At 62.1% G+C, this 24946-nt stretch carries 25 protein-coding genes; 11 read left to right on the top strand and 14 right to left on the bottom strand.

All coding sequences use genetic code 11. The features are described from left to right. Nucleotides 1-2: 2 nt before the first annotated feature. From ACM6UT_RS06310 to ACM6UT_RS06275, 8 genes are all read right to left on the bottom strand, one after another. A complete protein-coding gene (locus tag ACM6UT_RS06310; RefSeq protein ID WP_416796689.1) occupies nt 3-1100 on the bottom strand; it encodes an imelysin family protein in 1098 nt (365 codons plus the stop codon). Beyond that, nucleotides 1100-2641 (bottom strand): di-heme oxidoreductase family protein, encoded by a 1542-nt coding sequence (locus ACM6UT_RS06305; RefSeq protein ID WP_416796496.1) that lies wholly within the window; start codon nt 2639-2641, stop codon nt 1100-1102. Before ACM6UT_RS06305 ends, ACM6UT_RS06310 begins: the two co-directional genes overlap by 1 nt. A 45-nt stretch (nt 2642-2686) precedes the next feature. Next, nucleotides 2687-3967: an imelysin family protein gene (locus ACM6UT_RS06300; RefSeq protein WP_416796495.1), complete on the bottom strand. Its 1281-nt coding sequence runs from the start codon at nt 3965-3967 to the stop codon at nt 2687-2689. A 141-nt stretch (nt 3968-4108) separates the two neighbouring features. Then, nucleotides 4109-5398: an RsmB/NOP family class I SAM-dependent RNA methyltransferase gene (locus tag ACM6UT_RS06295; protein WP_416796494.1), complete on the bottom strand. Its 1290-nt coding sequence runs from the start codon at nt 5396-5398 to the stop codon at nt 4109-4111. A gap of 105 nt (nt 5399-5503) precedes the next feature. Beyond that, the gene (locus ACM6UT_RS06290) at nt 5504-5866 is read right to left on the bottom strand and encodes a septal ring lytic transglycosylase RlpA family protein (protein WP_416796493.1); all 363 of its coding nucleotides are present in this window, start codon (nt 5864-5866) and stop codon (nt 5504-5506) included. 359 nt (nt 5867-6225) lie between these two features. Further along, complete coding sequence (locus tag ACM6UT_RS06285) at nt 6226-7101, bottom strand: SDR family oxidoreductase (protein ID WP_416796492.1); 876 nt, start codon at nt 7099-7101, stop codon at nt 6226-6228. 4 nt (nt 7102-7105) lie between these two features. Further along, on the bottom strand, nt 7106-8275 hold the full coding sequence (gene queG / locus ACM6UT_RS06280; protein WP_416796491.1) for a tRNA epoxyqueuosine(34) reductase QueG: 1170 nt from the start codon (nt 8273-8275) through the stop codon (nt 7106-7108). A gap of 12 nt (nt 8276-8287) precedes the next feature. Then, entirely contained in the window at nt 8288-8980 is a 693-nt protein-coding gene (locus ACM6UT_RS06275; protein ID WP_416796490.1) for a glutathione S-transferase family protein, read from the bottom strand. A gap of 160 nt (nt 8981-9140) precedes the next feature. Between ACM6UT_RS06275 and ACM6UT_RS06270 the strand changes: the two genes are divergently transcribed. Further along, a complete protein-coding gene (locus tag ACM6UT_RS06270) occupies nt 9141-9947 on the top strand; it encodes an undecaprenyl-diphosphate phosphatase (protein ID WP_416796489.1) in 807 nt (268 codons plus the stop codon). Nucleotides 9948-9995: 48 nt separating this feature from the next. Here the strand turns inward: ACM6UT_RS06270 and ACM6UT_RS06265 are convergent, their stop codons facing one another. The 3 genes from ACM6UT_RS06265 to ACM6UT_RS06255 form a co-directional block, all read right to left on the bottom strand. Next, nucleotides 9996-10154, bottom strand: a complete 159-nt coding sequence (locus ACM6UT_RS06265) for a hypothetical protein (RefSeq protein WP_416796488.1) — start codon at nt 10152-10154, stop codon at nt 9996-9998. A gap of 192 nt (nt 10155-10346) precedes the next feature. Then, the gene (locus ACM6UT_RS06260; protein WP_416796487.1) at nt 10347-11327 is read right to left on the bottom strand and encodes a complex I NDUFA9 subunit family protein; all 981 of its coding nucleotides are present in this window, start codon (nt 11325-11327) and stop codon (nt 10347-10349) included. Nucleotides 11328-11441: 114 nt separating this feature from the next. Further along, complete coding sequence (locus ACM6UT_RS06255) at nt 11442-11729, bottom strand: DUF1330 domain-containing protein (RefSeq protein WP_416796486.1); 288 nt, start codon at nt 11727-11729, stop codon at nt 11442-11444. A gap of 119 nt (nt 11730-11848) precedes the next feature. Here ACM6UT_RS06255 and ACM6UT_RS06250 point away from each other — a divergent pair, with 119 nt between their 5' ends. Next, nucleotides 11849-12934, top strand: a complete 1086-nt coding sequence (locus ACM6UT_RS06250; RefSeq protein ID WP_416796485.1) for a right-handed parallel beta-helix repeat-containing protein — start codon at nt 11849-11851, stop codon at nt 12932-12934. 24 nt (nt 12935-12958) lie between these two features. Here the strand turns inward: ACM6UT_RS06250 and pyrF are convergent, their stop codons facing one another. From pyrF to dnaN, 3 genes are all read right to left on the bottom strand, one after another. Continuing rightward, nucleotides 12959-13651: an orotidine-5'-phosphate decarboxylase gene (gene pyrF / locus ACM6UT_RS06245; RefSeq protein WP_416796484.1), complete on the bottom strand. Its 693-nt coding sequence runs from the start codon at nt 13649-13651 to the stop codon at nt 12959-12961. Nucleotides 13652-13734: 83 nt separating this feature from the next. After that, nucleotides 13735-14328: a phospholipid N-methyltransferase PmtA gene (gene pmtA, locus ACM6UT_RS06240; RefSeq protein ID WP_416796483.1), complete on the bottom strand. Its 594-nt coding sequence runs from the start codon at nt 14326-14328 to the stop codon at nt 13735-13737. 139 nt (nt 14329-14467) lie between these two features. Then, the gene (dnaN, locus tag ACM6UT_RS06235) at nt 14468-15586 is read right to left on the bottom strand and encodes a DNA polymerase III subunit beta (protein ID WP_416796482.1); all 1119 of its coding nucleotides are present in this window, start codon (nt 15584-15586) and stop codon (nt 14468-14470) included. A gap of 232 nt (nt 15587-15818) precedes the next feature. On the opposite strand from dnaN, the gene rsmI reads away from it, so the two are divergent. The 9 genes from rsmI to ACM6UT_RS06190 all read left to right on the top strand — a co-directional run bounded on the left by rsmI (nt 15819) and on the right by ACM6UT_RS06190 (nt 24865). Further along, nucleotides 15819-16724, top strand: coding sequence for a 16S rRNA (cytidine(1402)-2'-O)-methyltransferase (gene rsmI / locus ACM6UT_RS06230; protein ID WP_416796688.1), 906 nt, complete (start codon nt 15819-15821; stop codon nt 16722-16724). After that, nucleotides 16721-17104, top strand: coding sequence for a YraN family protein (locus ACM6UT_RS06225; protein ID WP_416796481.1), 384 nt, complete (start codon nt 16721-16723; stop codon nt 17102-17104). Before rsmI ends, ACM6UT_RS06225 begins: the two co-directional genes overlap by 4 nt. A gap of 123 nt (nt 17105-17227) precedes the next feature. Next, nucleotides 17228-18526 carry an extracellular solute-binding protein gene (locus ACM6UT_RS06220; protein ID WP_416796480.1) on the top strand — a complete coding sequence of 433 codons (1299 nt, stop codon included), beginning with the start codon at nt 17228-17230 and terminating at the stop codon, nt 18524-18526. Nucleotides 18527-18594: 68 nt separating this feature from the next. Further along, nucleotides 18595-19476: an ABC transporter permease subunit gene (locus ACM6UT_RS06215; RefSeq protein ID WP_416796479.1), complete on the top strand. Its 882-nt coding sequence runs from the start codon at nt 18595-18597 to the stop codon at nt 19474-19476. A 9-nt stretch (nt 19477-19485) separates the two neighbouring features. Beyond that, the gene (ugpE, locus tag ACM6UT_RS06210) at nt 19486-20328 is read left to right on the top strand and encodes a sn-glycerol-3-phosphate ABC transporter permease UgpE (protein ID WP_416796478.1); all 843 of its coding nucleotides are present in this window, start codon (nt 19486-19488) and stop codon (nt 20326-20328) included. A gap of 13 nt (nt 20329-20341) precedes the next feature. Beyond that, nucleotides 20342-21457 (top strand): sn-glycerol-3-phosphate import ATP-binding protein UgpC, encoded by a 1116-nt coding sequence (locus ACM6UT_RS06205; RefSeq protein WP_416796477.1) that lies wholly within the window; start codon nt 20342-20344, stop codon nt 21455-21457. 136 nt (nt 21458-21593) lie between these two features. Then, a complete protein-coding gene (locus ACM6UT_RS06200) occupies nt 21594-22094 on the top strand; it encodes a cupin domain-containing protein (protein WP_416796476.1) in 501 nt (166 codons plus the stop codon). An 89-nt stretch (nt 22095-22183) separates the two neighbouring features. Next, entirely contained in the window at nt 22184-23131 is a 948-nt protein-coding gene (gene gshB / locus ACM6UT_RS06195; protein WP_416796475.1) for a glutathione synthase, read from the top strand. Between the two features lie 201 nt (nt 23132-23332). Then, a complete protein-coding gene (locus ACM6UT_RS06190) occupies nt 23333-24865 on the top strand; it encodes a YifB family Mg chelatase-like AAA ATPase (RefSeq protein WP_416796474.1) in 1533 nt (510 codons plus the stop codon). The last annotated feature ends 81 nt before the right edge of the window (nt 24866-24946 follow it).

Genomic DNA, 24946 nt, shown 5'->3' with positions numbered 1-24946 from the left:
GGTCAGTCTCCGTCCGAGAAGGAGAAGCCGGCGCCGAGGCCGAGTGCTCCGCCGAAATCGTCGTTGAGCCGCAGGATCAGGTCCTTGCTGTTCAGCAGCAGGAAGTCGAGCCGGGCGCGTTCTTCCGGCGACGCGACCGCCGTCTCGACATCGGGGCTGACGGCGCCGGCAGTGCGGATCAGTGATTTAAGCACGAAATCAATAGAGGTAACGATCGAGCGGGAGCCTGGATCCAGCAGTTCCTGCATGTCCGACTGGTCTATCAGCGCGCGCATGCCTTCGAAATTGCCGCGGATGGACGCGAAGGTGAGGCCGGAGCGCCAGAAGATCGCCTGCCGTGGCGATGTCTTGGCATCCTCCCCCTTGTAGAACGTCTCGATGCGCTGGTCGCGGACGGCCTCGGCGCCATGGACGAGAATGCCGAGCAGGGCGGTCATCGCCTCGCGATCGTCCCGGAAGTAGGGGTTGTCGGCGCCCGGATGCTTCCAGCCGTCCTGAACGCCGCTCGGCTCGTCCCATTCTGCGGCAAGTTCGCTTCCGAGATGCTCGAGATTCCCCGCGATCGTCGCGCCGTAGCGGCAACGGAAGCCACCCGCCTCCTGCAACAGGGTGTTGGAACCGGTGCCGTAGAGCACGAATTCCGCGGCTCCGAGACCCTGCATGGCAACGCTCTTCTCCCTGAGCGTCTCGGCCCTCGTGGCGCTCTCATCCGGCTTGGCAAGCAACGCCTGCACCTGCTTCAGGCCGGTGCTCTTGCGATCGGGGTAGAACAGAACGCGCTCGAAACGGTTGGCCTCGATCGCCGGCCCGATACGGACGATCTCGATTTTTGACCAGGCCTCGACGGTCTTGACGAAGGCGCCCCGGGCGGCGGCCAACTGCTCCTGCGAAGGCATGGCGCAAAGCGCCTGCATCGCCTCTTCGAAGTCTCCTGCCCTGTTCCGGAAGTCCCGGTATCCCGGACGGATGAAACGGTCGACAGCCTTTTCCAACACGCCGGATATTGCATCCCTCTGCAGTGTCGGCGTGGAGGTCTCCTGCGCGGTCGCCGGAAGACTGATGACAAGGAGGATGGCTATCGAACGGACGAGCGACTTTATCACAGCGACTCCAGAAATCTGATCAGATGTCGGCGCGCTTCCGGCGCCGCCGAGGCGAATGCATTGCGTGCCCGCTCCGCTTCTCCGCCGTGCCAGAGAATGGCCTCGGTGAGGTTGCGCGCGCGGCCGTCATGGAGAAAGAAGGTGTGCCCGTTGACCTCGTCCGTCAACCCGACGCCCCAGAGCGGCGGGGTGCGCCATTCCCGGCCGGAGTCGTCTCCCACCTGCTGGCCGTCGGCAAGTCCTTCACCCATGTCGTGCAATAGGAAATCCGAATAGGGCCAGATCAGTTGGAAGGCTTGGGCCTTGTTGACGGCATCGCGACGCGTCACGTATTTCGGCGTGTGGCAGGCGATGCAGCCGATGCCGTAAAACAAGGCCTTTCCCCTCAGGACGTCCCGGCTGTCGACGTCACGGCGGGTGGGTACGGCGAGATTTTCCGAATAGAAGGTTACCAGGTCGAGCACCGGGTCGGGGGCTTCCGTGTCGCCGAGCCGCATCTGTACGCCGTTCGGCACATCCCGACATTGCGCTTGCGCGCTCGTGCAGTCACCCCAATGGCGGGGAGCGTCCGGCGTCGAAATGCCGAGATCACCGACAAAGGCGCTGGAGCTCTGGTCGCGCACGGAGGCATTCTGTGCCTTCCAGCCGAAGCGCCCGAGCTTCAGCTCCCCTGTTCTGTGGTCGGGGGCGCGAGCCGCCCGACCGGAGATGCCATCACCGTTGGTGTCCTGTGGGTCCGCGCGGGTCAGAATGTCCACATCGGCGATCGCCTCTATGAGACCCATGCCGATCATCGGGCTGGCGGCGCGCGGCGAGAGCGTCGTGTCGCTGCCGAGAGGCCCGTAGCCGAGGTCTGTGACGCTGTATTGCGGCTTGCGCAGCATGATCGTTTCACCACCCGCGAGCGTCACCCGCTCCTCGGTGTAGGCAATCGTCACCCGACCCTCGGCAGCAAGACCGGGGACGGCCATGTCCTGAAGCTGACTGCCATATGTGTCGTCTGCAAAGCTCGCGACCTTCAGTTCCGCGAGCGCCTGTCGTTCTTTGTCGGAGTGGGCAGGGCGAGCGAGCCTCAGGATCATCGATGAACTGCTGCTCTCGTGACTCTCGGGGGGCCTTCCGCGACCATTGTTCAAGTGACAGCTTTGGCAGGAGCGTGCGTTGAACAGCGGGCCGAGGCCGTCGGAGGCCTGGGTGGAGGAGGGGGAGGAAACCCAGAGTTTTTCAAACAGCGCGTTGCCGAGCTTGAAATTCTCTTCTTCCGAAAAGCCGAGATTGGCTGAGGCGTGGGAGAACGCATCGGTGTCGATGGGCTTGCGCGATGTTGTCGCTCCGCCCGGCATGGCCTCGTATTGTTCCGGCCTGGAAAAGTCATTGGTTGGCCGCGTGACATCCTCGACGCGGGCGATGTCTTCCGCGGACAGATCATTGCGCTTCGCCTCTGTAGCACCAACGAGCGGAGCGAACAGAAGAGAGGCGGCCGTGAGAAAGGCCAGCCGGTACCGGGGTGGCAGGGGTGAGATGCAGGGCGCTTGCATATGCGGGTCGGGCTGCCGGAAGGCCCGGCAGCCCGCTCTCTCGTCTTATTGGAACACAGCTTCAGGATTGTCGAGGCTGTCCGAGCCCTCCAGTTCGACGGTGCCGAGATCCTGCGAGGCAATGATGCGCTCGATGGTCTTGGTCTGGTCGATCAGGCCGTCGATCGCGGCCTGGACGGTGGCGTTGCCTTCCACATTACCCTCGCCGATCATCTGATCGTAGGCCTCGACGGTTTCGGCGCGCTTGGCCATCGCGTTCATCGCGTCCAGTGTCTTTGTGAGCTTCGCCTTCATCTCTGCATCGAGGACTGCATCCTTAGCTGCGACTAGCTCCGACAGTGACGGGCCAGTCATCCTCGTGCCGTCGACGCGGGTGTATTCGCCGGTATAGGCGGATGCGACGCCGATGGCGTCGTTCAGATGCGAGTTGTGGGTGTTGTCGGAGAAGCAATCGTGCTCCTCCTCGGGATCATGCAGCAGCACGCCGAGCTTCATGCGCTCCCCTGCGAGTTCGCCATAGGAAAGCGAGCCCATGCCGGTGAGGATCGTGGCGATCCCTGCCTTCGGGTCCTTTTCCACCTCCTTCGTCGCTTCACCCTCCGGCTGCCAGGCCGCGACCATCTCCTTCAGGTCCGAGATGAGCAATGTGGACGCCGCCTTGAGATACGCGGCCCGACGGTCGCAGTTGCCGTTGGTGCAGTTCTCGGGGTCGTAATCGGTGTAGGGTCGGTTGCCGGCGCCGGGACCGGTGCCGTTGAGGTCCTGCCCCCAGAGGAGAAACTCGATCGCGTGATAGCCAGTGGCGACATTGGCTTCGATATCTCCGGCCTCATGCAGCGTCTCCGCGAGGAATTCGGGCGTGATCTTCGACGCATCCACCTCCTTGCCGCCGATCTTGATCTGCGGGCTGGCTATGACGTTTGCCACATAGAGCGCATTCTCGTCGCTCTCGGTGCCGTAGGCCGCGTCGACATAATCGATCAGGCCCTCGTCGAGAGGCCAGGCGTTCACCTTGCCCTCCCAGGCGTCGACGATCGGATTGCCGAAACGATAGACCTCCGACTGCTGGTAGGGGACGCGAGCCTTGATCCAGGCTGCGCGCGCGGCTTTCAACGTCTCGTCGCTGGGACTGGTGATCAAGGCGTCGATTGCAGCGTCGAGGGCTTCGGCCGTCGACAGGGAATCCTCGTACTTCGCCTGCGCGAGGGCAGCGTAATGTTTCAGCACCTGCGCCGCGTCGGGTGCGGCACGGGCGGGTGCGGCGATCATGGCCGCCGACGCGACCACCAATGCCACGGTGGCACTAAAAATGGATTTCCGGGTCATAAAGTTCTCCTGAGGCGGATTGGGCGCCTGTGGGTGAATTGGGCCCGACCGTCTTGGAGCAAAATTAAACTTGTGTCAAATAGTCTAGAATAAATTCTCGACACTTTGTTAGAGCGCCGGGCGCATAGCAACGCGCTGCAGTCACCCGCGGCGGCGCATACGACAGAAGAAGAAGCCGTCCGTGTCTGTGGCGGCAGGGCTGAGGGTCAGCGTGAGGCCGTCACGGCTGCGCGGACGCGCGTTGGAGGAAGCAAAAAGCCGGTCCCAGGCAGAGAAACCCGAGGCGATCTCGAATTCCGGATGGGCTTCGCAGAAGCCTCGGACTTGATCGTCGTTTTCTTCGGGAAGCAGGGAGCATGTGACGTAGAGCAATTCTCCGCCGGGCTTCACGTAAGCCGACGCTTCTGCGAGTGCTTCTTTCTGCTGTTCGACACGCTCCTGGAGATTGCGCGGCGTAAGCCGCCATTTGGTGTCCGGACGCCGCCGCCACGTGCCGGTTCCGGTGCAAGGTGCATCTACGAGAACGCGATCGAAGCGGCCGGCCAGAGTAGCGATCGCGGAGATGGAATCGTGGACCTGGACATTGTGCGTGCCGGCGCGTTTCAGCCGTTCGATGATCGGCGCGAGCCGCTTGCGGTCGGCGTCATAGGCGTGGACCTGACCCTTGTTATGCATCGCCGCGGCCATGGCGAGCGTCTTGCCGCCGCCGCCGGCGCAGAAATCGAGAACCTGCTCGCCTTCGCGAGGATCGACGAGATCGGCGACGATCTGCGACCCCTCGTCCTGAACTTCGAACCAGCCCTTCTGGAAGGAAAGCTCGGCCGTGACGTTGGGGAGCCGCGAGGGACCTTCGCCTGCAGGAATGCGGATGCCGTTGCGGGCGATCTGGGCGACTTGGGCGCCGGCGCGATCGAGCGCTTTCAGCACCTTGTCACGCGAGGCCTTGAGGGTATTGGCGCGCAGATCGAGCGTGGGGCGCTTCGCGAGTGCCTTGGCCTCGTCGAGCCAGTCGTCGCCGAATGCCGTCTCCAGGGACGGTTGTACCCATTCCGGGATGTCCCCCTGCACATGGAGCGGAGCCTCCTCGATCCGGCGTGATGCAAAAGCGGAAAGCTGCCCTGAACCGAGCGCGGCCGGGGCGAAGCTGTCGCCGTCGAGTTCGTGCGCAAGGCTGTCGGGTGTAAAGCCCCATTGACGCAGGAGTACCGCGTAGCCGAGCGCTGCCGCACTGTCGTCGTCCATCAGCCAAGCATGGGAGAGTTTCATGCGCAGTGCGTCATAGACGACGTTGCCGATCGCCGCGCGGTCACCCGAACCGGCGAAGCGATGCGACAGTCCCCAGTCCTTCAGCGCGTCCGCGACCGGTCGACGACGGGTCTCGATATCGGCCAGAATTTCGATCGCGCCGGCAAGGCGGCCGCCCAAACGCATGTCATGTCTCCTGCAACAGAAGACTGGGTGGTAGCGGCGAAAGACGCCGAGAGCAAGCGCCCGTGCCCATTGAGGGCCGGAACGGACGCCGAGGATGCTCTTTCGTCAGCCGATGACCTCGTAGCAGACCTTGGCGTGGCCGGTCTGAACCATGCCGATGTTCTGTGCGGCTGCCTTTGAGAGGTCCAGCACGCGACCCCGGATGAAGGGTCCGCGGTCGTTGATCCGCACCACGACGCTCCGACCGTTTCTCGCGTTGGTCACCTTGAGCTTGGTACCGAACCGGAACGACTTGTGGGCCGCGGTGAGGAGAGAAGGATTCATCCGTTCACCCGAAGCAGTGCGCGAGTGAAGGGCATACCATGAAGCGCCACCGCAGGACGATTTTGCAGAAGCCTGCGCGGGGGCGAAAGCACCGAATACAGCTATAGCTGCAACGGTCGCAATAGAGCGCCGGATATTCTTCAAGTTCGATTTCCCTAGTCGTTCGTTGTAGCTTTAATTTGCGCGGGAACGCTAAGGCGTAGCAAAAAGTGGCAAAAACGTGCCTCAATGAGCTCACGAAGTGTTACATGTTGTAACATTCGTGATTCCGACTTTGGTAAACAAATTCTGAAGAGAACGAAGAAAAAAGAGAAAAAGCGTTCAAAAACAGCGGAAAATTAGAACAAGGTTCCGGAGCGAGGAGGCGTCATCGCGTTCACAAAAAAAATTTTAGAAAAATTTTGCGGAATGCCCCATTTCTTGCCCGAAATGTGGAGATTCCGGGGCGGAACGAGACGGCGGGCCTAGAGGGCGGCCACGGGTGGAAACGCCGGAGAGGCCTTCTAATTGTTATTCCAGCGGGCGCTGGACCAAAGTTCCGCCAGCGATACCCGGTAATCCGGATAGCGGAAACGAAATCCCAGCCCAGTGATTTTTGCATTCGAAACGCGCTTGTTCTCACCGTAGAAAGAACGGGCCATCGGTGTGAGTTCGGCGGTCTCGAAATCCTGCTCCGCCGGCGGTTCGATCGCCATCAGGCGAGCCGCTTCGGTAACTACGTCCTGCGGCGGGCAGGGCTCGTTGTCCGTGACGTTGAACGTGCCGGCCGTGCGCTTTTCGGCGAGGAACAATGCGGCGGAGGCGATGTCTTCGACACGGATACGGTTGAAGACTTGATCCTTCTTGACGAGTCTTCGGGCATTGCCGCGGGTGAGATTGACGAAGGGATTTCTGCCGGGCCCGTAAATGCCCGAAAGTCGCAGGATCGCCAACGGTACGCCGCTTGCGGCAGCGAGCGACCGCCAGGCTTCCTCCGCCTGCAGACGTTCGGCGGAACGCTGCGACACGGGGCGGCATGGCGTCCTTTCGTCGACCCAGGCTCCACCGTGGTCACCGTAGACGCCGACCGTCGACAGGTAGCCGATCCATTCGAGCCGAGGGAGATGCGTGCGCACCTCGTTACCGAGCAGCGGAAGTAGGGGGTCACCGTTCTCACCGGGAGCGATCGACTGGACGAGGTGGGTGACACTCCACATGGCCTCGATGAGTTCTCCGGAAAACGATGTTCCGTCGAACTGGAAGGGTTCGATTCCCGACGCCTCGAGCGTCCCTTTCCTTTCGATGCTGCGTGTGGTGCCGGCAACGCGGTGCCCCTGGCTGGCGGCAAGCGCGCCGATCGCCTTTCCGGAGTAGCCGGCGCCAAAGATCATCATCCGCATCGCATCATCTCCCGAGATCCCATTCGGCCTGCACGTCCGGATCCTGCTCAAGCGGCCGGCGACTGATCCGCAAGGTCTCGAAGGTGTCCTCGTCGGTCAGTCGTGACAACGCCCAGACAGCCATCCCGCGAACCTCCGGCGCATCGTCATCAAGCAGTCGGCGGCACGGCACCGCAAGTTCGGGATGCGCGGAATTGCCGGCGGCGATCAGGAGGTTGCGGATGAAACGGTTCCGCCCGATCCTTTTCACCGGTGATCCGCTGAAAAGGCTTCGGAAGGCTGCGTCGTCCAGTGACAGCAAGTGTGCGATTTCCGGCTCTCTGAGGTCGTCGCGCGCTTTCAGCTTCATCTCACGCGCGGTCTCGGCAAACTTGTTCCACGGGCAGGCGGCCAGACAGTCGTCGCAACCGTAGACGCGGTTGCCGAAAGCCGGCCGCAATGCTCGATCGATCAACCCTTTGTGTTCGATCGTAAGATAGGAGATGCAACGTCGGGCATCGATCCGGTACGGCGCGGGAAAGGCGGCGGTCGGACAGGCGTCGAGGCAGGCGTGGCAGGAGCCGCAGTGGTCGGTTTCTGGTGGGTCAACGTCGAGCTCGGCCGTCGTGAAGAGGCTTCCAAGGAAGAGCCAGGAGCCGTATTCGCGGCTCACCAGATTGGTGTGTTTGCCCTGCCAGCCGAGCCCCGCGGCGGCGGCCAGCGGCTTCTCCATGACCGGCGCCGTGTCGACGAAGACCTTCACGTCCGCACCCGCACGAGCGGCAAAGCGGCCGGCGATCTCCTTGAGGCGGCCTTTCATAAGGTCGTGATAGTCGCGGTTGCGGGCATAGACGGAGATCGCCGCCCTGTCCTTCTTCTCGAGAACGCTGCGCGGGTCTTCGTCAGGACCATAATTCATGCCGAACATGACGATCGAACGAACGTCGCTCCAGAGCACTTTCGGGTCGGCGCGACGTTCGCGCGTCTCCTCCATCCACCCCATGGTGCCGTGATGGCCGGCCTCGATATAGGCGGCGAGGCGCGCCGGGGCTTCCGGAATGCCGTCTGGTCGCGTAACGCGGCAGAGTTCGAAGCCCTGCGCAGTGGCCTCTTCACGGATGAAGGCGGTCAGGCGATGACGCAGGCGCGCGGCCTTGTCGTCCGTCGGTCTCTCCGGGGCTCCGTCCGCGGACATGGCCGCTCCTCGTCAGAAATCCAGATCAGCGTAGTGCGACACCGGCGTCAGCCCGCGCACGCGCTCGGCGAGCAGCGGGCGGAAGGACGGGCGGGACTTGAGCCGCTGATACCACTCCTTCACGACAGGTGCCTCCGACCAGTCGATCTCGCCGAGGTAGTCGAGAACGGAGACTGCCGCGGCCGCGGCAAGATCGGCATAGCTCAATCGGTCCCCCGCCAGCCAGGGGCGCGAGCCCGAGAGCCAGGCCAGGTATTTCATATGCTGCCGGATGTTGTTGCGTGCCGTGCGCAGTACCTTGCTGTCAGGTGCTCCGCCGCCGAGCCCGTTCGGGATCTGCAGCTTGTGAACGCGCTCCCGCACCAGAGGCCGGGTGACGTCTTGCTCCATCTTCTGCAGGAACCATTCGGTGAGACGGCGGATCTCGGCTCTCTGGAACGGGTCCTCGGCCAAAAGCCGCCGGTCGCGCTTCAGCACACCATGGGTTTCGTCCAGGAATTCGGAGATCACCGCCGGCCCGCAAAGCGCGCGCATATTGTCGTCAACATAGACCGGTAGCGTCCCCGCCGGATTGAGCGCCAGGAATTCTCTGCGTTTTTCCCAGGTCTGCTCTTCCACCAGGTCGGCTGGAAAGCCGTATTCCGAAAGGACCAGCCGGATGAACCGGGACGCGGTCGACATGGGATGATGATACAATGTTGGCATTTTTGTCCGCATTCTCTACTGCTGAGACGCCACGGCGACTGGACGCTTCTTGCCCCGCCTCGCACGGCTGGCCATAGCCACGGTCCCCAAGCTATAGGTTCTCGGCCCCCTCAATACAAGCGAATCAACCCTTCCGCCAGCGGCACCACAAGGACTTTTCATGGAAGACCAATCGATCGTCAGCGCGCTCCTTCTCGGCCTCGTCGAGGGGCTGACGGAATTCATCCCCGTTTCCTCCACCGCTCACGTGCTCCTCGCCGGGCACTTTCTCGGCTTCCGTTCGCCCGGCAACACCTTTGCGGTACTGATCCAGCTCGGCGCCATCCTGGCGATCCTCAGCGTTTATGCACAGAAGCTCGTCGGCATCGCGGTGACGCTGCCGTCCAGCGCCCGCAGCCGTCATTTCGTCTTGTCTATTTTGATTGCCTTCTTGCCGGCGGCGGTCATCGGAGCGCTGGCTCACGATTTCATCAAATCGGTTCTCTTCGAAACGCCGGCGCTGATGTGCACTGTGCTCATCCTCGGCGGTCTCGTGCTGCTCTGGATTGATCGTCAGCCACTCACACCTCGATACACCGACGCGATGCAGTATTCCCTGCCGCTCGCCTTCAAGATCGGCCTTTGCCAGTGCGTAGCGATGATCCCGGGTGTCTCCCGCTCGGGCGCGACGATCGTCGGCGCGCTGCTGCTCGGCGCAGACAAGCGGTCAGCGGCGGAGTTTTCCTTCTTTCTCGCCATGCCGACCATGGTCGGCGCCTTCACGCTCGACCTCTACAAGAACCGCAACGCGCTCAATTTCGATGACACCGCGCTCATCGCGATCGGCTTCGTCGCGGCCTTCATCTCTGCCTTGCTGGTGGTCAAAAGCCTGCTCAACTATGTTTCGAAGCGCGGCTATGCGTTTTTCGCCTGGTGGCGCATTGCCATCGGCGGCCTGGGCCTGGCAGCGCTGGCTCTCGGATTCTGAGGCCGAGACCGGGCGCCCTGCGGGGCGCCCCAAAGATTTCGACGCAGATCAGCGGGTAGTCGGGATCGACGCCGTGCTGCAGGGGTCGACGCCGTAGGCCGGTGCGCAGTTCGATTTGCCCGCTACGCCCGTCGAGGGCGCCATGAACGAGCCTGCCATGATGACCAGTGCCGCACACGCAAAAAAGAGTGCGATAGACTTACCCATAAATCTGCCTCTCGGAATGATGGTCTGCGTCCCGTCAACGCAATAGCGAAGCGCCCGAACGCGGTGGACGATCTACGCATTGCCAGCCGTTTCTTCAATAGAAGATCTTGCTGAACCGTCGGTTAACAAAGGTAATTTGCCACTGCGTCATTTGTGCAACGCAGAGGCAGCGGACACGTCGCGGAGACGGCGTCACGCCTCCTTGCCGGCCCCCGTGAACTGCCCGTGCGGGCGGTACTGCACGAGGTAAGAGGGAAGGATCGATTCCAGTGTAACCGGGGTAATTCCCATCGCTTCGAGCGTACGGCCCTCGGCCTTTGCGGCGTCGGAAACGACGGTGTCCTTCTTCAGAAGCTTCACCTGGTCACCGGTGAGCGGCGGCTTGATGAACGGCACGAGCGAGAGAATGCCAGCGATGAAGGAAGCAACGCCGAACGGCAGGCTCAGGAAGCCACGTCGCCGCTCGACCGCCGCCAGCATGACCTCCATGCATTCGCGGAAAGTGAGGGTCTCGCGCCCGCCGAGCTCGTAAATCTTGCCGCGGGCGAGCCTGCCGTCCACGGAGCGGGCGACCGCTTCTGCCACATCGCCGACGTGCACCGGCTGGAACCTGGTCTTGCCGCCACCGATCAGCGGCAGGAACGGCGCCTTGCGGGCCATGGCGGCGAACTTGTTGAAGAAGCTGTCTTCGGGGCCGAAGACGATCGACGGGCGCATGATGACGGCATCCGGCTTGATCGAGAGGATCGCAGCCTCCGCCTTGCCCTTTGTAACCGCATACTGCGATTCGGAATTCACGTCGGCGCCGATCGCCGAAATATGGGTGAGGCTTGCGCCCGCAGTCCTGGCAGCTTCCGCTACGGCGCGGGCGCCGAAGTCCTGAACGGCGTCGAAGCGGTTGCGCCCGCTCTCGAACAGGATGCCGACGCAGTTGACGACATGGTCGGCGCCCTCGACCGCTTTATCGATCGATGCCCGGTAGCGCAGGTTCGCCTGGACGAGCGAGATTTGGCCGACATTGCCGAGCGGTAGCAGGAAGCCTGCAAGATCCGGCCGGCGGACCGCGACGCGGATGCGGTATCCGCGGCGGGCGAGCGCGCGCACGACGTGCCGGCCGACAAAGCCCGATCCACCAAACACGGTCACGAGCGGCGGAAGATTGGACAGGGTCATTGGCAGGCTCCCTCGAAGAGAATTGGGCAGTTTGGCTTCAAGCTGTCTATTAGACGAATCGTTCTGCGACGTGAAGTGCCATCGCGCCGCAGAGACGCTACGCATACGGGCGTTTCAGACGCCCTCGACGACGACCATTTCGGCGTCCGCCACTTCCTGGCGGATCTTTGCGGCGATCTGGTACTCCGGCGAATTGTAGCAGTCGACGGCGGCCTGATGGGACGGGAACTCGATGACCACATTGCGGGTGCGCGCCTTGCCTTCGAGTTCGGTGAACGCGCCGCCGCGGGCGAGAAAGGTTGCACCGTACTTCTCGAAAGCCGGTTTGGCTGCCGCGACATAGTCCTTGTAGCGCTCCGGATCACGGATATCGACGCGGGCAATCCAATAACCTTTGGGCATCCTGTCCTCCTGTCTGGTCTGTTCAGGCGGTTTTGAGTGAATTCGCGGGAGGGGTCAAGTTTGTTCATTTCGGGCTAAGGTGTGAGCCCGTAGGTTCTCGAATCAGATCACATCCGCAGATGGAGACGACATTGCAGCCATGGTCTCGGTTGGGAGCGTCCGGTCGCACGGCCATTCCTGCTTTCATTATGATTTTAGCCGCAACGATGATTGTCAGTTTGGCATGGTCGACCGACGTGCAGGCGAAGATGTGTGATGCGGCCTTCTACGAAAAGCTGAGAAGTGCTCCCGAAGGCAAGGATGATCGGATCAATGTGAATTGCGACCTCCAACTGAGGCCGGACGACGTAATTACCAGGAAACTGGTGTTCGCCGGTGATGCTGCTTCGGGTGTCAGCCTCGATTGTCGCGGTGCGACACTCGGTAGTGCCAAAATGAAATACGGCGTAAGCGCGCCGACCGTTCTCGTGCGATCTCAGAAGCTGCCCGGCAGTTCCGGCTGGAGCGTCCCGCGAAACATCCGGATCACGAACTGCAAGATCATCGGAAACATACGCCTGACGGGTCTCGGCCCCAACGGGGAAGCCGATGAGGTACGAAAATCGTCGCTCAATCGGGACCACACCGCGAATGCGCAGCGGAACGCTCCCTCCGGCATTGACCTGAAGAACGTTTCGATCGAGGCGGTCGGCACGATTCCCCTGTATTTCGGCCCGGGGGTGACGAAGTCATCGCTGACGAACTCGACCATACGTGGAAAATCGGCGAAGACCGCCATCTACCTGGATGCGGAATCGGCTGAAAACGTCATTGCGGGCAATCGCTTCTCTGTCAAGGCCGACCGCGAAATGATCGCGGTCGACGGTTCAGCGCGAAATGTTATCTCGGGCAACGAGTTCAAGAACCCCGAGAAAGGCGGCATTTTCGTCTATCGCAACTGCGGCGAAGGGGGAACCATCCGCCACCAGGAACCCAGGTCCAACCAGATCATCGACAATCGCTTCGTGTACCGTTCGAGCATCGTTGCTTATCCCGCGATCTGGCTCAATCACCGCGATGTGGGGAAATGGTACTGCAAGGTCGATCCGAGATATCCCTTCGGCAGCAGCCTCGATCCGCGTGACCGGGCGATCGACAACGTTCTCGCCGGAAACCGCTTCGAGGGCGCAATATCCCCCATGGTGCTCAACACAGAGCGGAAATGACGACACTAGGAACGGTGCCGAGGTTCAGAGGACCTCGGCCATTTCGGCGAGGATGGCGCGTGCGGCCTCCTTCGGATCCGGTGCCTTCACGATGGGCCTGGCGACGACGAGATGGCTGGAACCCGCCTTGAGCGCGTCGGCGGGTGTCATGACCCGCTTCTGGTCACCCTTATCGGCACCGGCCGGCCGGATGCCCGGCGTGACCAGCGCCATGTCGGGACCGATGATCTTGCGAACAGCCGCAGCTTCTTCGGCTGAGCAGACAATGCCTCCCATCCCGACTGCACGTGCCTGCTCGGCCCTGCGAAGGACGAGCGTGTGCGGATCGTATTCGTAGCCGGCCTCGATGAGATCGCCTTCGTCCATCGACGTCAGCACGGTCACTCCGAGCAGGCAGAGGCTGGAGCCTTTGGCTGCCTCGACCGCCGCACGCATCGCCTTCGGATAGGCGTGGAGCGTCAGCATCGACATCCCCATCTTCGCAATGTTCTCGACACCTGAGGCGACGGTGTTGTCGATGTCGAGCAGCTTCATGTCCAGGAAGATTTTCTTGCCGGAAGCGGCGAGATCCCGGGCAAATTCCAGTCCGCCGGCGAAGGCCAGCTGGTAACCGATCTTGTAGAAAATGATGTCGTCCGAAAGCTTGTCGACGATCGTTTCGGCTTCACGCAGCGTCGGTACGTCGAGCCCGACGATGAGGCGTTCTCGTGCGATCAAGGGTTCACTCCCGGCCAGTTTTCCATCGCCGTCCAGTCGCACGTGACGCGGCGATCTGCAAGGGAGAAGGCGAACGTTGCCGGCTATGCCCGGCGATAAATCCAGAGCTGCGCCGGCGGGATGTTCCGGACGATGAAGTCGAAGTGCTGGATGTGATAGCTCTGCGGTTTGGCGATGATCGGAGAGACGGGACCGTAGGAAATCTGAACGACGGGGCGACCAGGCGGCAGCCGGTCGAGAAGAGATTCCAGAAGGCGGATTCGATCCTGCATAGGGAAGTTCAGAAGCGGAACGGCGGAGACCACGGAATCGAATTTCTGGCCCGCGAGCGCGCCGAGCGTGTGGTCGAGATCGAAGGCATCGCCGTGGATGAAGTTCACCCCCGGGTAGGTTTCCTTGAGGTGATTGTAGAAGTCTTCGGAATACTCGACGGAGACCAACTTTTCCGCTGGTACGCCACGGGCGAGGATCGCCTTGGTGATGACCCCCGTACCGGGACCGAGTTCCAGGACAGGCAGCCCGGAGTTCGGATTGGCGACGCTCGCCATCTTTCTGGCGGTGATCGAGGAGGTCGGGACGATCGCGCCGACCAGCTTCGGCCCCTGCATCATGCCCTTGAAGAACCGGATCTCCTCGTCGAACTTCTTTTCGAACCGTTCCTTCAGACGTCGTACCATGGCCTAACCCTCACTAGAGACCGATTATGCAAAAATCGCAGCGGTCGCACTGGGGCTATCTTGCGCCGCCTTGTCGCAAAAACAAGACTAAATGGCGCACATGGAGCAGAAATCCAACGGAATCAGGCGATCCGTTCCGTCACACGCGCATCGGCATCAGCACGTAGAGGGCGTCATCGCCGGCCGTGTCGCGAATGAGCGTCGGCGAGCCGGCATCCGCAAGCATGAAGATCGCATCGTCACCGGAAAGCTGCGCGGTAATGTCCAGCAGGTACTTGGCGTTGAAGCCGATTTCCATCGAGTCGTTTTCGTATCCGACGGCCACTTCTTCGGTCGCGCTACCGGAGTCCGGATTGTTGACGGTGAGCATTAGATGACCGTCGGAAAGCGCGAGCTTTACGGCGCGTCCCCGTTCCGAGGAGATGGTCGATACGCGGTCGACTGCCTGGGCGAAGGTTTGGCAATCGACACGCATTTCCTTGTCGTTCGCTGTCGGAATGACCCTCTGATAGTCCGGGAAGGTGCCGTCGATCAGCTTTGAGGTCATGACGATGGAGCCGATGGTGAAGCGGATTTTCGCGTCCGAAACTTCGATGGTGACGACGAGATCCGGATTGTCGACCAGCTTCTGCAGTTCGCCGACCGTCTTGCGAGGAATGATGATCCCCGGCATCCCCTCCGAACCGGACGGGGCCTCGACATCGGCGCGAGCCAGCCGGTGCCCGTCAGTCGCCACGGCCCGAAGCTTCAGCGCGCCGGCACTCTCGATCGTGTGGAGGAAGATGCCGTTCAGGTAGTATCGGGTCTCCTCCGTCGAGATCGCAAACTGCGTGCGATCGATCAACATCTTGAGATCGGAGGCCTTCAGCTTGAAGGCGTGGGTGAAGGTGCCGGCGGTAAGATCCGGGAAGTCCGATTCCGGCAGGCACTGCAGCGAAAACTTGGAGCGGCCGGAGGCGACCGTCATCGAGGCGCCGTCCGGCGTGGTTGCAAGCAGGACCTCGGCGCCGTCCGGCAGCTTGCGGACGATTTCGTAGAGAAGGTGGGCCGGTACGGTCGTCGCTCCGGCCTGCTCGACCATGGCGGGCGTCGCCTCTGTGATCTCGAGATCAAGGTCGGTCGCCTTCATGTCGAGGCTGGCGCCTTCCGCCCGCAGGAGCACGTTAGACAGGATCGGGATGGTGTTGCGACGTTCGACCACGCGATGGACATGGTTCAGCGATTTGAGAAGGTTGGACCGTTCAAGAGTGATACGCATAGACTTTACCGCTTTCGACCTGTCGCCATCCGGGGAAGCTGGAATGGCCGCAATATGACGCCGCGCTGTTCGTCGGCCGGAGAATGTGGACGCGCAAAATGGCAGCAAAAGGCGGTCGATTGCAAGAGCCATCACGCGCGGACAAAGCGAATGGGCATTGTATCTTGTTCAAAGGTCGATGCTGAACCATAAAGGCCCTGTCATCCCCGAAAGGACGCCCATCGTGACAGACATCCGGAAGGACGCCGCGGCTTCCCCGAAGACCTATCGCCTCTATGATGCCGTGATCTCCGCCCGGCCGCTCGAGCCTGCGCTCTATCTCGTCGCGACGCCGATCGGAAACCTCGGCGACATTACGCTGCGGGCGCTCGAGGCGCTCGCCGGAGCCGACGTGCTCGCCTGCGAAGACACGCGCGTGACCCGCGTTCTGCTGGATCGCTACGGTATCCACAACCGGCCGATCGCCTACCATGAGCACAATGCAGAGCTGGCGGGGCCGAAACTGCTTGCGGCTCTTATGGAAGGAAAATCCGTGGCGCTGGTCTCCGATGCCGGCACGCCGCTCGTCTCCGATCCCGGCTATCGACTGGGACGCATGGCGATCGAGGCCGGGTGCCGCGTGGTGCCGATTCCTGGTGCGTCGGCACCGCTCGCCGCTCTCGTCGGTTCCGGCCTGCCGAACGACGCCTTTTTCTTCGCGGGTTTCCTGCCGGCGAAGGACAAGGCGCGCCGGGATCGGCTGGAGGAGGTGCGGGACGTTCCCGGCACGCTGCTGTTCTTCGAGTCGCCGCATCGCATCGGCGACACGCTGGCCTCCGCCGCCGATGTACTCGGTGCTGCGCGTCCAGCTTGCGTGTGCCGCGAATTGACCAAGACCTTTGAGGAATTCCGGCGCGGCACTCTCGCAGAACTCGCGGCCTACTACGATGGCGACCGGGTCGTGAAGGGCGAAATCGTCTTGGTGATCGGCCCGCCCATTCCCCCGGAGGCGCCGGCCCAAAGCGATGTCGACGCGCTCCTGAAACGCCTCGCTGCCGACCTTCCCGCCGGCAAGGCGGCAACCGAGGCGGCAAGGCGGATGGGCCTACCTCGCAAGGATCTCTACCAGCGGATTCTCGAACTCAAGGACGAGAGATGAGAGACGACCGGTCGGAGGAGAAAAAAGCCGACGGCCGGCGGCTCAGGGCGGAACGACGCGGGCGCCTATCCGAGTACGTCGCGGCGCTTTTCCTTCTTCTCAAGGGGTACCGTATCGTCGCCTTGCGCTTTCGTACCCGCGCCGGCGAGATCGACATCATCGCGCGTAAAGGCACGCTCGCCGTTTTCGTGGAAGTGAAGGCCCGCCGCTTGGAGCGCAGTGCCGTCGACGCCGTAAGCTTCCATTCCCAGAAGCGGATACGCGCGGCGAGTGCGATCTGGCTTTCGCGGCAACCGGACGCGGCGGAATTGTCGCTCCGGTATGACATTGTTGCCGTCCGCCCCGCGCGTATTCCGCGACACCTCGAAGACGCTTTCTGATCACGCCTTGCTTGGAGCAAATCCTCCAAATTGTCATGGGAATGACATGGAACTTTTAAGGCGGCGTCACAGAAGCCGAATAATGCAGTCCTCACCCCAATACCGGCGGAGAGGATTTAATCCATGTTCAAGAAGCTTTCACTGGCAGCGCTCGCCCTGTCCATGACCGCAAGCACGTCGCTTGCTGCGACCAACATCACCTGGTGGCATGGCATGGGCGGCCGTAACGGCGAAGTCATCAACGAGGTGGCCCAGAAGTTCAACGAGGCCCAGGCCGAATGCGCGCTGACGCCGGTCTCCAAGGGTTCTTATGAAGAAGCTCTGTCCGCCGGCATCGCCGCTTTCCGTTCCGGCGAGCAGCCGAATATCCTTCAGGTCTTCGACGCAGGCGCCGCCACCATCATCAACGCCAAGGGTGCCGTCATTCCGGCCGAAGACCTGATCAAGGACGCCGGCTATGATTTCAACCGCGACGACTTCATCGAAGGCGTGCGCTACTTCTATGCCGACTCCGAGGGCAAGTTCGTCGGCATGCCGTTCAACTCTTCGGCGCCGATCATGTACGTCAACACCGACGCCCTGAAGAAGGCCGGCGTCGAAGCCCCGAAGACCTGGGAAGAGTTCGAAGCCATCGCGCCGAAGCTCAAGGAAGCCGGGTATACCCCGCTCGTCCAGTCGCAGCTCACCTGGCAGTTCACCGAGAACTTCTTCTCGCGCCATAACCTGCAGTTCGCCTCGAACAACAACGGCTACGACAGCGTCACGGATACGACGATCAACGTCACCGATCCGAACCACGTCATGATGTACGAGAAGCTGAAGGCCTGGTACGATCAGGGCCTCTTCGGCTACTACGGCGCCGGCTGGAACGACAACCAGAAGCCTTTCGAAGAAGGCAAGGTTGCGCTTTGGATCGGTTCGTCCGGCTCGTTCGGCGGCCTGCAGAAGACCGCGACCATGCCGTTCTCGGCAACCTTCCTGCCCTACTGGAAGTCGGTCATTCCGGAAGGCGTTCATACCTTCATCGGCGGTGCTTCGCTGTTCGCGATGGCCGGAAAGCCGGAAGCTGAAAACAAGTGCGTCGCTTCCTTCTTCCATTTCCTGACCTCGCCCGAGATCCAGAAATTCTATCACCAGTCGACCGGCTACGTCGCCATCACCAAGGCAGCTTACGAGCTCGCCAAGTCGGAAGGCTACTACAACGAGAAGCCGGCCGCCGAAGTGGGCATCCAGCAGCTCTCCCTGCCGGGCGCCGAGTGGGATAAGGGCTACCGCCTCGGCTTCTACCCGCAGATCCGCACCGTGATGGAACGCGAATACAATCGCATCTTCTCCGGCGAAACTACGCCGAAGGACGCGATGGAAACCATCAAGAAGGAAGCCGACGAGCTGCTCGCCCGCTTCGCCAAGACCGCCGGCTGATTTCCTCTTCCAACGCATAGAGTTCCCGGGGGCTTCAAGCTCCCGGGATTTTCCGTGAAGGCTGCCTCATGAAGCGCGTCCAGTTTTCCTCGCGATTTCTGCCCTATCTGTTCCTGCTGCCGCAGTTCGCGATCATTGCGATCTTCTTCTACTGGCCGTCGGCGCAGGCAATCCGTTCCTCGTTTTTCATCGAGGATCCGTTCGGCTTCGGTGAGAGCTTCGTCGGCCTCGAAAACTACACCGATGCCCTCATGGCGCCGGAATACCAGAAGATCGCGCGCTTCACGATCGCCTACAGCCTGATCGTGACGTTCCTCACGCTGTCGCTTGGCCTGCTGCTGGCGTTGAAGGCCGATGCCATCATTCGCGGCCAGTCTGCCTACAAGACGCTGCTGATTGTCGTCTATGCCATCGCCCCGCCGGTCGCGGGTCTGATCGGGATGATGTTCTTCGACCTGCATATCGGGCCGTTCGTCAAGTTCGTCTCCCTCTTCGGCTGGGAGATGAAGGTCGGCATCAACTACTTCGATACGGCATTCGCCATGGTGGCGGTCGCCGTCTGGAACCAGATCCCCTACAATTTCATCTTCTTCCTGTCCGGCCTGCAGGGCATTCCCGCCTCCATCCGTGAGGCGGCGGCGATTGACTGCAAGTCCGGTACCCGCCGTTTCTGGACGGTGATCCTTCCGCTCCTGACGCCGACGGCATTCTTTCTGCTCATCATCAACATGACCTACTCGCTGTTCGACACCTTCGGCGTCATCGACGTGATCGTGAAGGACAAGGCGGCCAACAATCCGATCACGCTGGTCTACAAGGTCTATCTCGACGGCTTCCGCGGCAACGACCTCGGCTCCTCCTCGGCCCAGTCGGTCATCCTGATGGTAATCGTGCTCGTCCTGACGCTGATCCAGTTCCGATTCATCGAACGCCGCGTTCATTACGGTTGAGGTCGAGCCATGTATCGCACCAAATTCTTCGACCACCTGATCCTGATCGCCGGCGTCGTCCTGATGCTGGGACCGCTTGTCATCGCCTTCACCACCTCCACGCACAGCGCGGCGGAAATTCATTCGAAGGGCCTGATGCTGACCGTTGGCGACCACTTTGGCGAGACCTACAGTAAGGTACTGTTCCACGGCGGCGGCTTCACCGGAAAGGTCACCGGCCTGACCATGGCGCTGAATTCGCTGATCCTCGGCATAGGCTTCGCCGTCGGCAAGATCGTGCTCTCCATGATGGCGGCCTATGCCATCGTCTATTTCCGCTTCCGCTTTGCCACGCTCGCCTTCTGGCTGATCTTCACCACGCTGCTCCTGCCGCTCGAGGTGCGCATCATGCCGTCCTACAAGGTGATGAGTGACCTTGGCCTGCTGAACACCCATACCGGCCTGATCCTGCCGCTGCTCGCCTCGGCGACCGGCACCTTCTTCTTCCGCCAGTTCTTCAAGTCGGTGCCGGACGAACTGCTGGAGGCCGCCCGGATCGACGGCGCGGGGCCGATCAAATTCTTCTTCGACGTTCTGGTGCCGCTGTCGCGTACCATGATCGCGGCGGTGTTCATCATCATGTTCGTCTATGGCTGGAACCAGTATCTCTGGCCGTTGCTGATGACCACGGACGAGAGCTTCTACACGCTGATGCGCGGCATCAAGCAGATCCTGCAGGTCTGGGTCGGCTCGCAGATCCCCGACTATAACGAGGCATTCGCCATGGCCGTACTCGCCATGCTGCCGCCGGTCGTCGTCGTGGTGATCTTCCAGAGCTGGTTCATCAAGGGCCTGACCGAGAGCGACAAGTAAGAAAGGCTACCCCATGGCGACAATCCACATCGACCAGGTCTCGAAGATCTATGACGGCGGGGTCCATGCCGTGAAGGGCATCGACATCGCCATCGAGGACGGCGAATTCATCGTGCTCGTCGGGCCGTCCGGCTGCGGAAAATCGACGCTGCTGCGTATGGTGGCGGGGCTCGAGGCCATATCCGAGGGCACGGTCAGCATCGGCGGGCGCGCCGTCAATAAGGTCGAGCCGGCCGACCGCGACATCGCTATGGTGTTCCAGAACTACGCGCTCTATCCGCATATGACGGTCTACGACAATCTCGCCTACGGCCTGAAGAATCGCAAGACGCCCAAGGCCGAGATCGAGACGCGCGTGGCAGAAGCCGCCCGCCTGCTGGAGATCGAACCCTATCTGACGCGCAAGCCGCGGGCGCTTTCGGGTGGCCAGCGCCAGCGCGTCGCCATGGGCCGGGCCATCGTGCGAAAGCCCGCGGTCTTCCTGTTCGATGAGCCCCTTTCCAACCTCGACGCCAAGCTGCGCGTGACCATGCGCGGCGAGATCCGCAAGCTGCAGCGGCGTCTCGGAACCACGGCGCTCTATGTGACGCACGACCAGTTGGAAGCAATGACGCTTGCCGATCGCCTCGTGGTGTTGAACGCCGGCCGGATCGAGCAGATTGGCACGCCGTTGGAGGTCTACCATCGGCCAGCTTCCACCTTTGTGGCGAGCTTCATAGGTTCGCCTGCGATGAACCTTTTCAATGGTGTACTGGACGGTGACCGCCTGCGGATCGGCGGAACGGACATTGCGATCGATCAGCCTGCGGCCGCTTCAGGACCGGTGATCGTCGGCGTGCGTGCCGAGGACTTTGTCGTCGCCGCAGAAGGTACGCGATCACTGCCGTTCACCGTCGATTACATCGAGGAGCTCGGCGCGCATCGCCTTGTTCACGGATTTGTCGACGGTCAGGCGTTGACGGTCTCGCTTGCTCTCGAGACGGAAATCGCATCGGATATGCGGGTGGCGGTACTTCCCGAGCGGCTGCATTTTTTCGCAGCCGATACCGGCAGGCGGATCGCGCCTTTCGTTGACGCGCCGGCGATAGTGCCCGCCAATACCGTGCGGCACGGCGTCCTTTCAGCTTGACCCGACGGTCTCGGTCGGGGCAGCTGCCCCGGAACTCCAAAGTCTGCGGTTGCGGAAAATTTGAACAATCGCGCTAACCGTGCTCTCACCCCTGTCTGCTACTTCCTCACGAGACCGGATTTTTGAGGGAGAGACCATGGCCTTGAAGCTTCTTCTCGTCAGCATGGCAGGTGCGCTCGCGACGCTGCCGAAGGAACGGCAGCTCGGAGAGCGTCCGCCGCTGGTAGCCGCAAATAGCGGCATGCTGGTGCTGAAGCCCGCGCCGATCAATCCAGACTGGATTATTCGGGGGGCCCCGATGGCCCGTGTCGGCGATCATTCGACGAGTACGGACGAGGCGAGCTCCACGGCCGTCTGGGATTGCACTGCAGGCGAGTTCCGCTGGTACTTCGGCTGGGACGAGACCGTCGTGATCCAGGAGGGCGAGGTTCATGTCACGACGGAAGACGGCAGCGAAAGAGTGCTGAAGGCCGGCGACATCGCCTATTTCCGCGGCGGCACCTGGGCGACCTGGCGGATCGACGATTATGTTCGCAAGATCGCCTTCCTGCGTAAGCCTTTCCCCGAGCCGCTGGCGACGCTCTACCGTATCCGCAATGCGCTGCGTTCGCCGTCGGCAAAGCGGATTCTCGGCTGAGCCGTGGTTCAGGAGAATTGATGGTCTTCGACGTTGCCTTTCTCAAGGAGCCGGCCTAAATCTCGGAGGCTTTCAACGAGGGGCCGGCCATGGCGAAGATCACCAATATCGCGGTCCAGATGGACCATGTCTCCGGCATCGCAATCGCGGGGGATTCGACCTTCGCGATGAGCCTTGAGGCGCAGGCCCGGGGCTACAAACTCTTCCACTATACGCCCGACCGGCTTTCGATGCGCGACGGCAAGATCATTGCCACCGTCGAGCCGATGGAACTGCGCGACGAAAAGGGCAATCACTTTACTCTCGGCGAGCCGGAGCGTGTCGATCTGTCGACCATGGACGTGGTGCTGCTGCGTCAGGATCCGCCCTTCGACATGGCCTATATCACCTCGACGCATCTGCTGGAGCGCATCCACCCCAAGACGCTCGTCGTCAACGATCCGGCCTGGGTACGCAATTCGCCGGAAAAGATCTTCGTCACCGAGTTTGCCGACTTGATGCCGCCGACCCTGATTACCCGCGACAACGACGAGATCGCGCGCTTCCGCGAGGAAATGGGCGATATCATCCTGAAACCGCTTTACGGCAACGGTGGCGCCGGCGTTTTCCACACCACCCGCGACGACCGCAACTTCTCCTCGCTGCTGGAAATGTTCCACCAGGTCTTCCGGGAGCCCTTCATCGCGCAGGCTTACCTGCCGGATGTCCGCAAGGGCGACAAGCGCATCATCCTCGTCGACGGGGAACCGGTGGGCGCAATCAACCGCGTGCCGGCCGAGACCGACAGCCGTTCCAACATGCATGTCGGCGGGCGTGCCGAGGCGACGGAACTGACGGCGCGGGAGAAGGTAATCTGCGCCCGTATCGGTCCGGCGCTGAGAGAGCGCGGCTTTCTGCTGGTCGGCATCGACGTGATCGGCGATTACATGACGGAAATCAACGTCACGTCGCCGACTGGCCTCCGTGAAGTGAAGCGCTTTGGCGGCGCGGACATTGCCGCCCTGCTTTGGGATGCAATCGAGAGAAAGCGCGCCTGAGACCGCCGGGCACGGCTACGGCCCGCGGCGTACGACATCTGTTCTCGGATACAACCGAGCCGAAACCTGTGCGGGAATATTGCGTGTTTCTGTTCTGCAAATGTTCTTGTCATTACCCGAAATCCGTGTCACTGTTCGATCGGCAGCGCGTGAAAGATGTATTTTCCCGCCACGCCAGGGGGCAGATCGAGGGGGCGGGCGATGGTTGCGCGTGTCAGTACGGTTGCGTTTCAGGGCATCGAAGGGGTACCAGTCGACGTTCAGGTGATGGTCGCGCCGGGCAAGATCGGCATGCAGATCGTCGGCCTGCCAGACAAGGCGGTTGCCGAGAGCCGAGAACGGGTGCAAGCGGCCTTGCATGCTTCGGGGCTCGCTTTGCCGCCGAAGCGCGTCACGGTCAATCTCGCGCCGGCCGACCTGCCGAAGGAAGGCTCGCACTTCGATCTTCCCATTGCGCTCGGCCTTATGGCGGCGCTCGGTGCCATTCCCGGTGATGCGCTTTCGGATTATGTAGTCATCGGCGAACTCAATCTCGATGGAACAATTGCCCCGATTGCCGGCGCGTTGCCGGCGGCGATCGGCGCCAATGCGCTCGGCAAGGGATTGATCTGCCCCGCCGACAGCGGGCCAGAGGCGGCGTGGGCCGGGGCGGAGATCGACATTCTGGCGCCTCGCAGCCTGATTGCGCTCGCCAATCACTTCCGGGGAACCCAGGTCCTCTCGCGGCCGGAGCCGGCAGTTCGTGCGCTTTCCGCCAATCTGCCGGATCTCGCCGACATTCGCGGCCAGGAGAGTGCGAAGCGTGCGCTCGAAGTGGCGGCGGCCGGCGGCCACAACCTTTTGATGGTCGGCCCTCCCGGTTCCGGCAAGTCCATGCTGGCCTCGCGCCTGCCGTCGATCCTGCCGGCGCTCTCTGCGCCCGAACTCCTCGAAGTCTCGATGATCCATTCGATCGCCGGGCAACTGTCCGGCGGCAAGCTCTCCGACCGCCGTCCGTTTCGCACGCCGCATCATTCCGCGACGATGGCGGCGCTCGTCGGCGGCGGGTTGCGGGCGAAGCCCGGCGAGGCCTCACTCGCCCACAAGGGCGTGCTTTTTCTCGACGAGTTGCCGGAATTCGCGCCGCAGGTGCTTGATGCCCTGAGACAGCCGCTTGAGACGGCCGAGTGCGTGATCGCCCGCGCCAACCATCGGGTCACCTATCCCGCCGAGTTCCAGCTGATCGCGGCCATGAACCCGTGCCGCTGCGGGCTCGCGGGTGAGCCCGGACACAACTGCGCAAGAGGGCCGCGCTGCCTTACCGAATACCAGGGGCGCATTTCCGGCCCGCTGATGGATCGAATCGATATCCGCATCGACGTTCCGGCCGTGGCGGCGACTGATCTCATCCGCCCGATGGCGGCCGAGCCGAGCGCGGACGTCGCGCGACGTGTCCGGCGGGCGCGGGATCGCCAGCGGGAGCGTTTCGAAACGGCCGGGATACCGGGAGTCGTCACGAATGCCCGCTGTTCCACGGCGATGATCGAGGCGCTCGCCGAGCCGGATCCCTCCGGCCTCCAGCTCCTGCGCGATGCAGCGGAGAAGTTCCGCTTTTCGGCCCGCGGTTATCATCGTGTTCTGAAAGTCGCTCGCACGCTCGCCGATCTCGATGGTGCCGATCGGCTGGGCCGGATCCATGTCGCCGAGGCGATTTCTTATCGCATACCCTCCGAGCGGTTGTCGGCGGTGGCTTAGACAATCAAGATCCGGTCGCCCAAAGGGACGGCCGGATCAGGGGCAGATGATCCTTGACCGCGGATCGCGAAGGTGCGTGCC

Origin of the sequence: Ciceribacter azotifigens (genome assembly GCF_048159625.1) — a bacterium.
GTDB lineage: Bacteria > Pseudomonadota > Alphaproteobacteria > Rhizobiales > Rhizobiaceae > Allorhizobium > Allorhizobium azotifigens.
The sequence above is the reverse complement of the archived record's forward strand: the minus strand, read 5'-3'. Positions and strand labels throughout refer to the sequence as shown.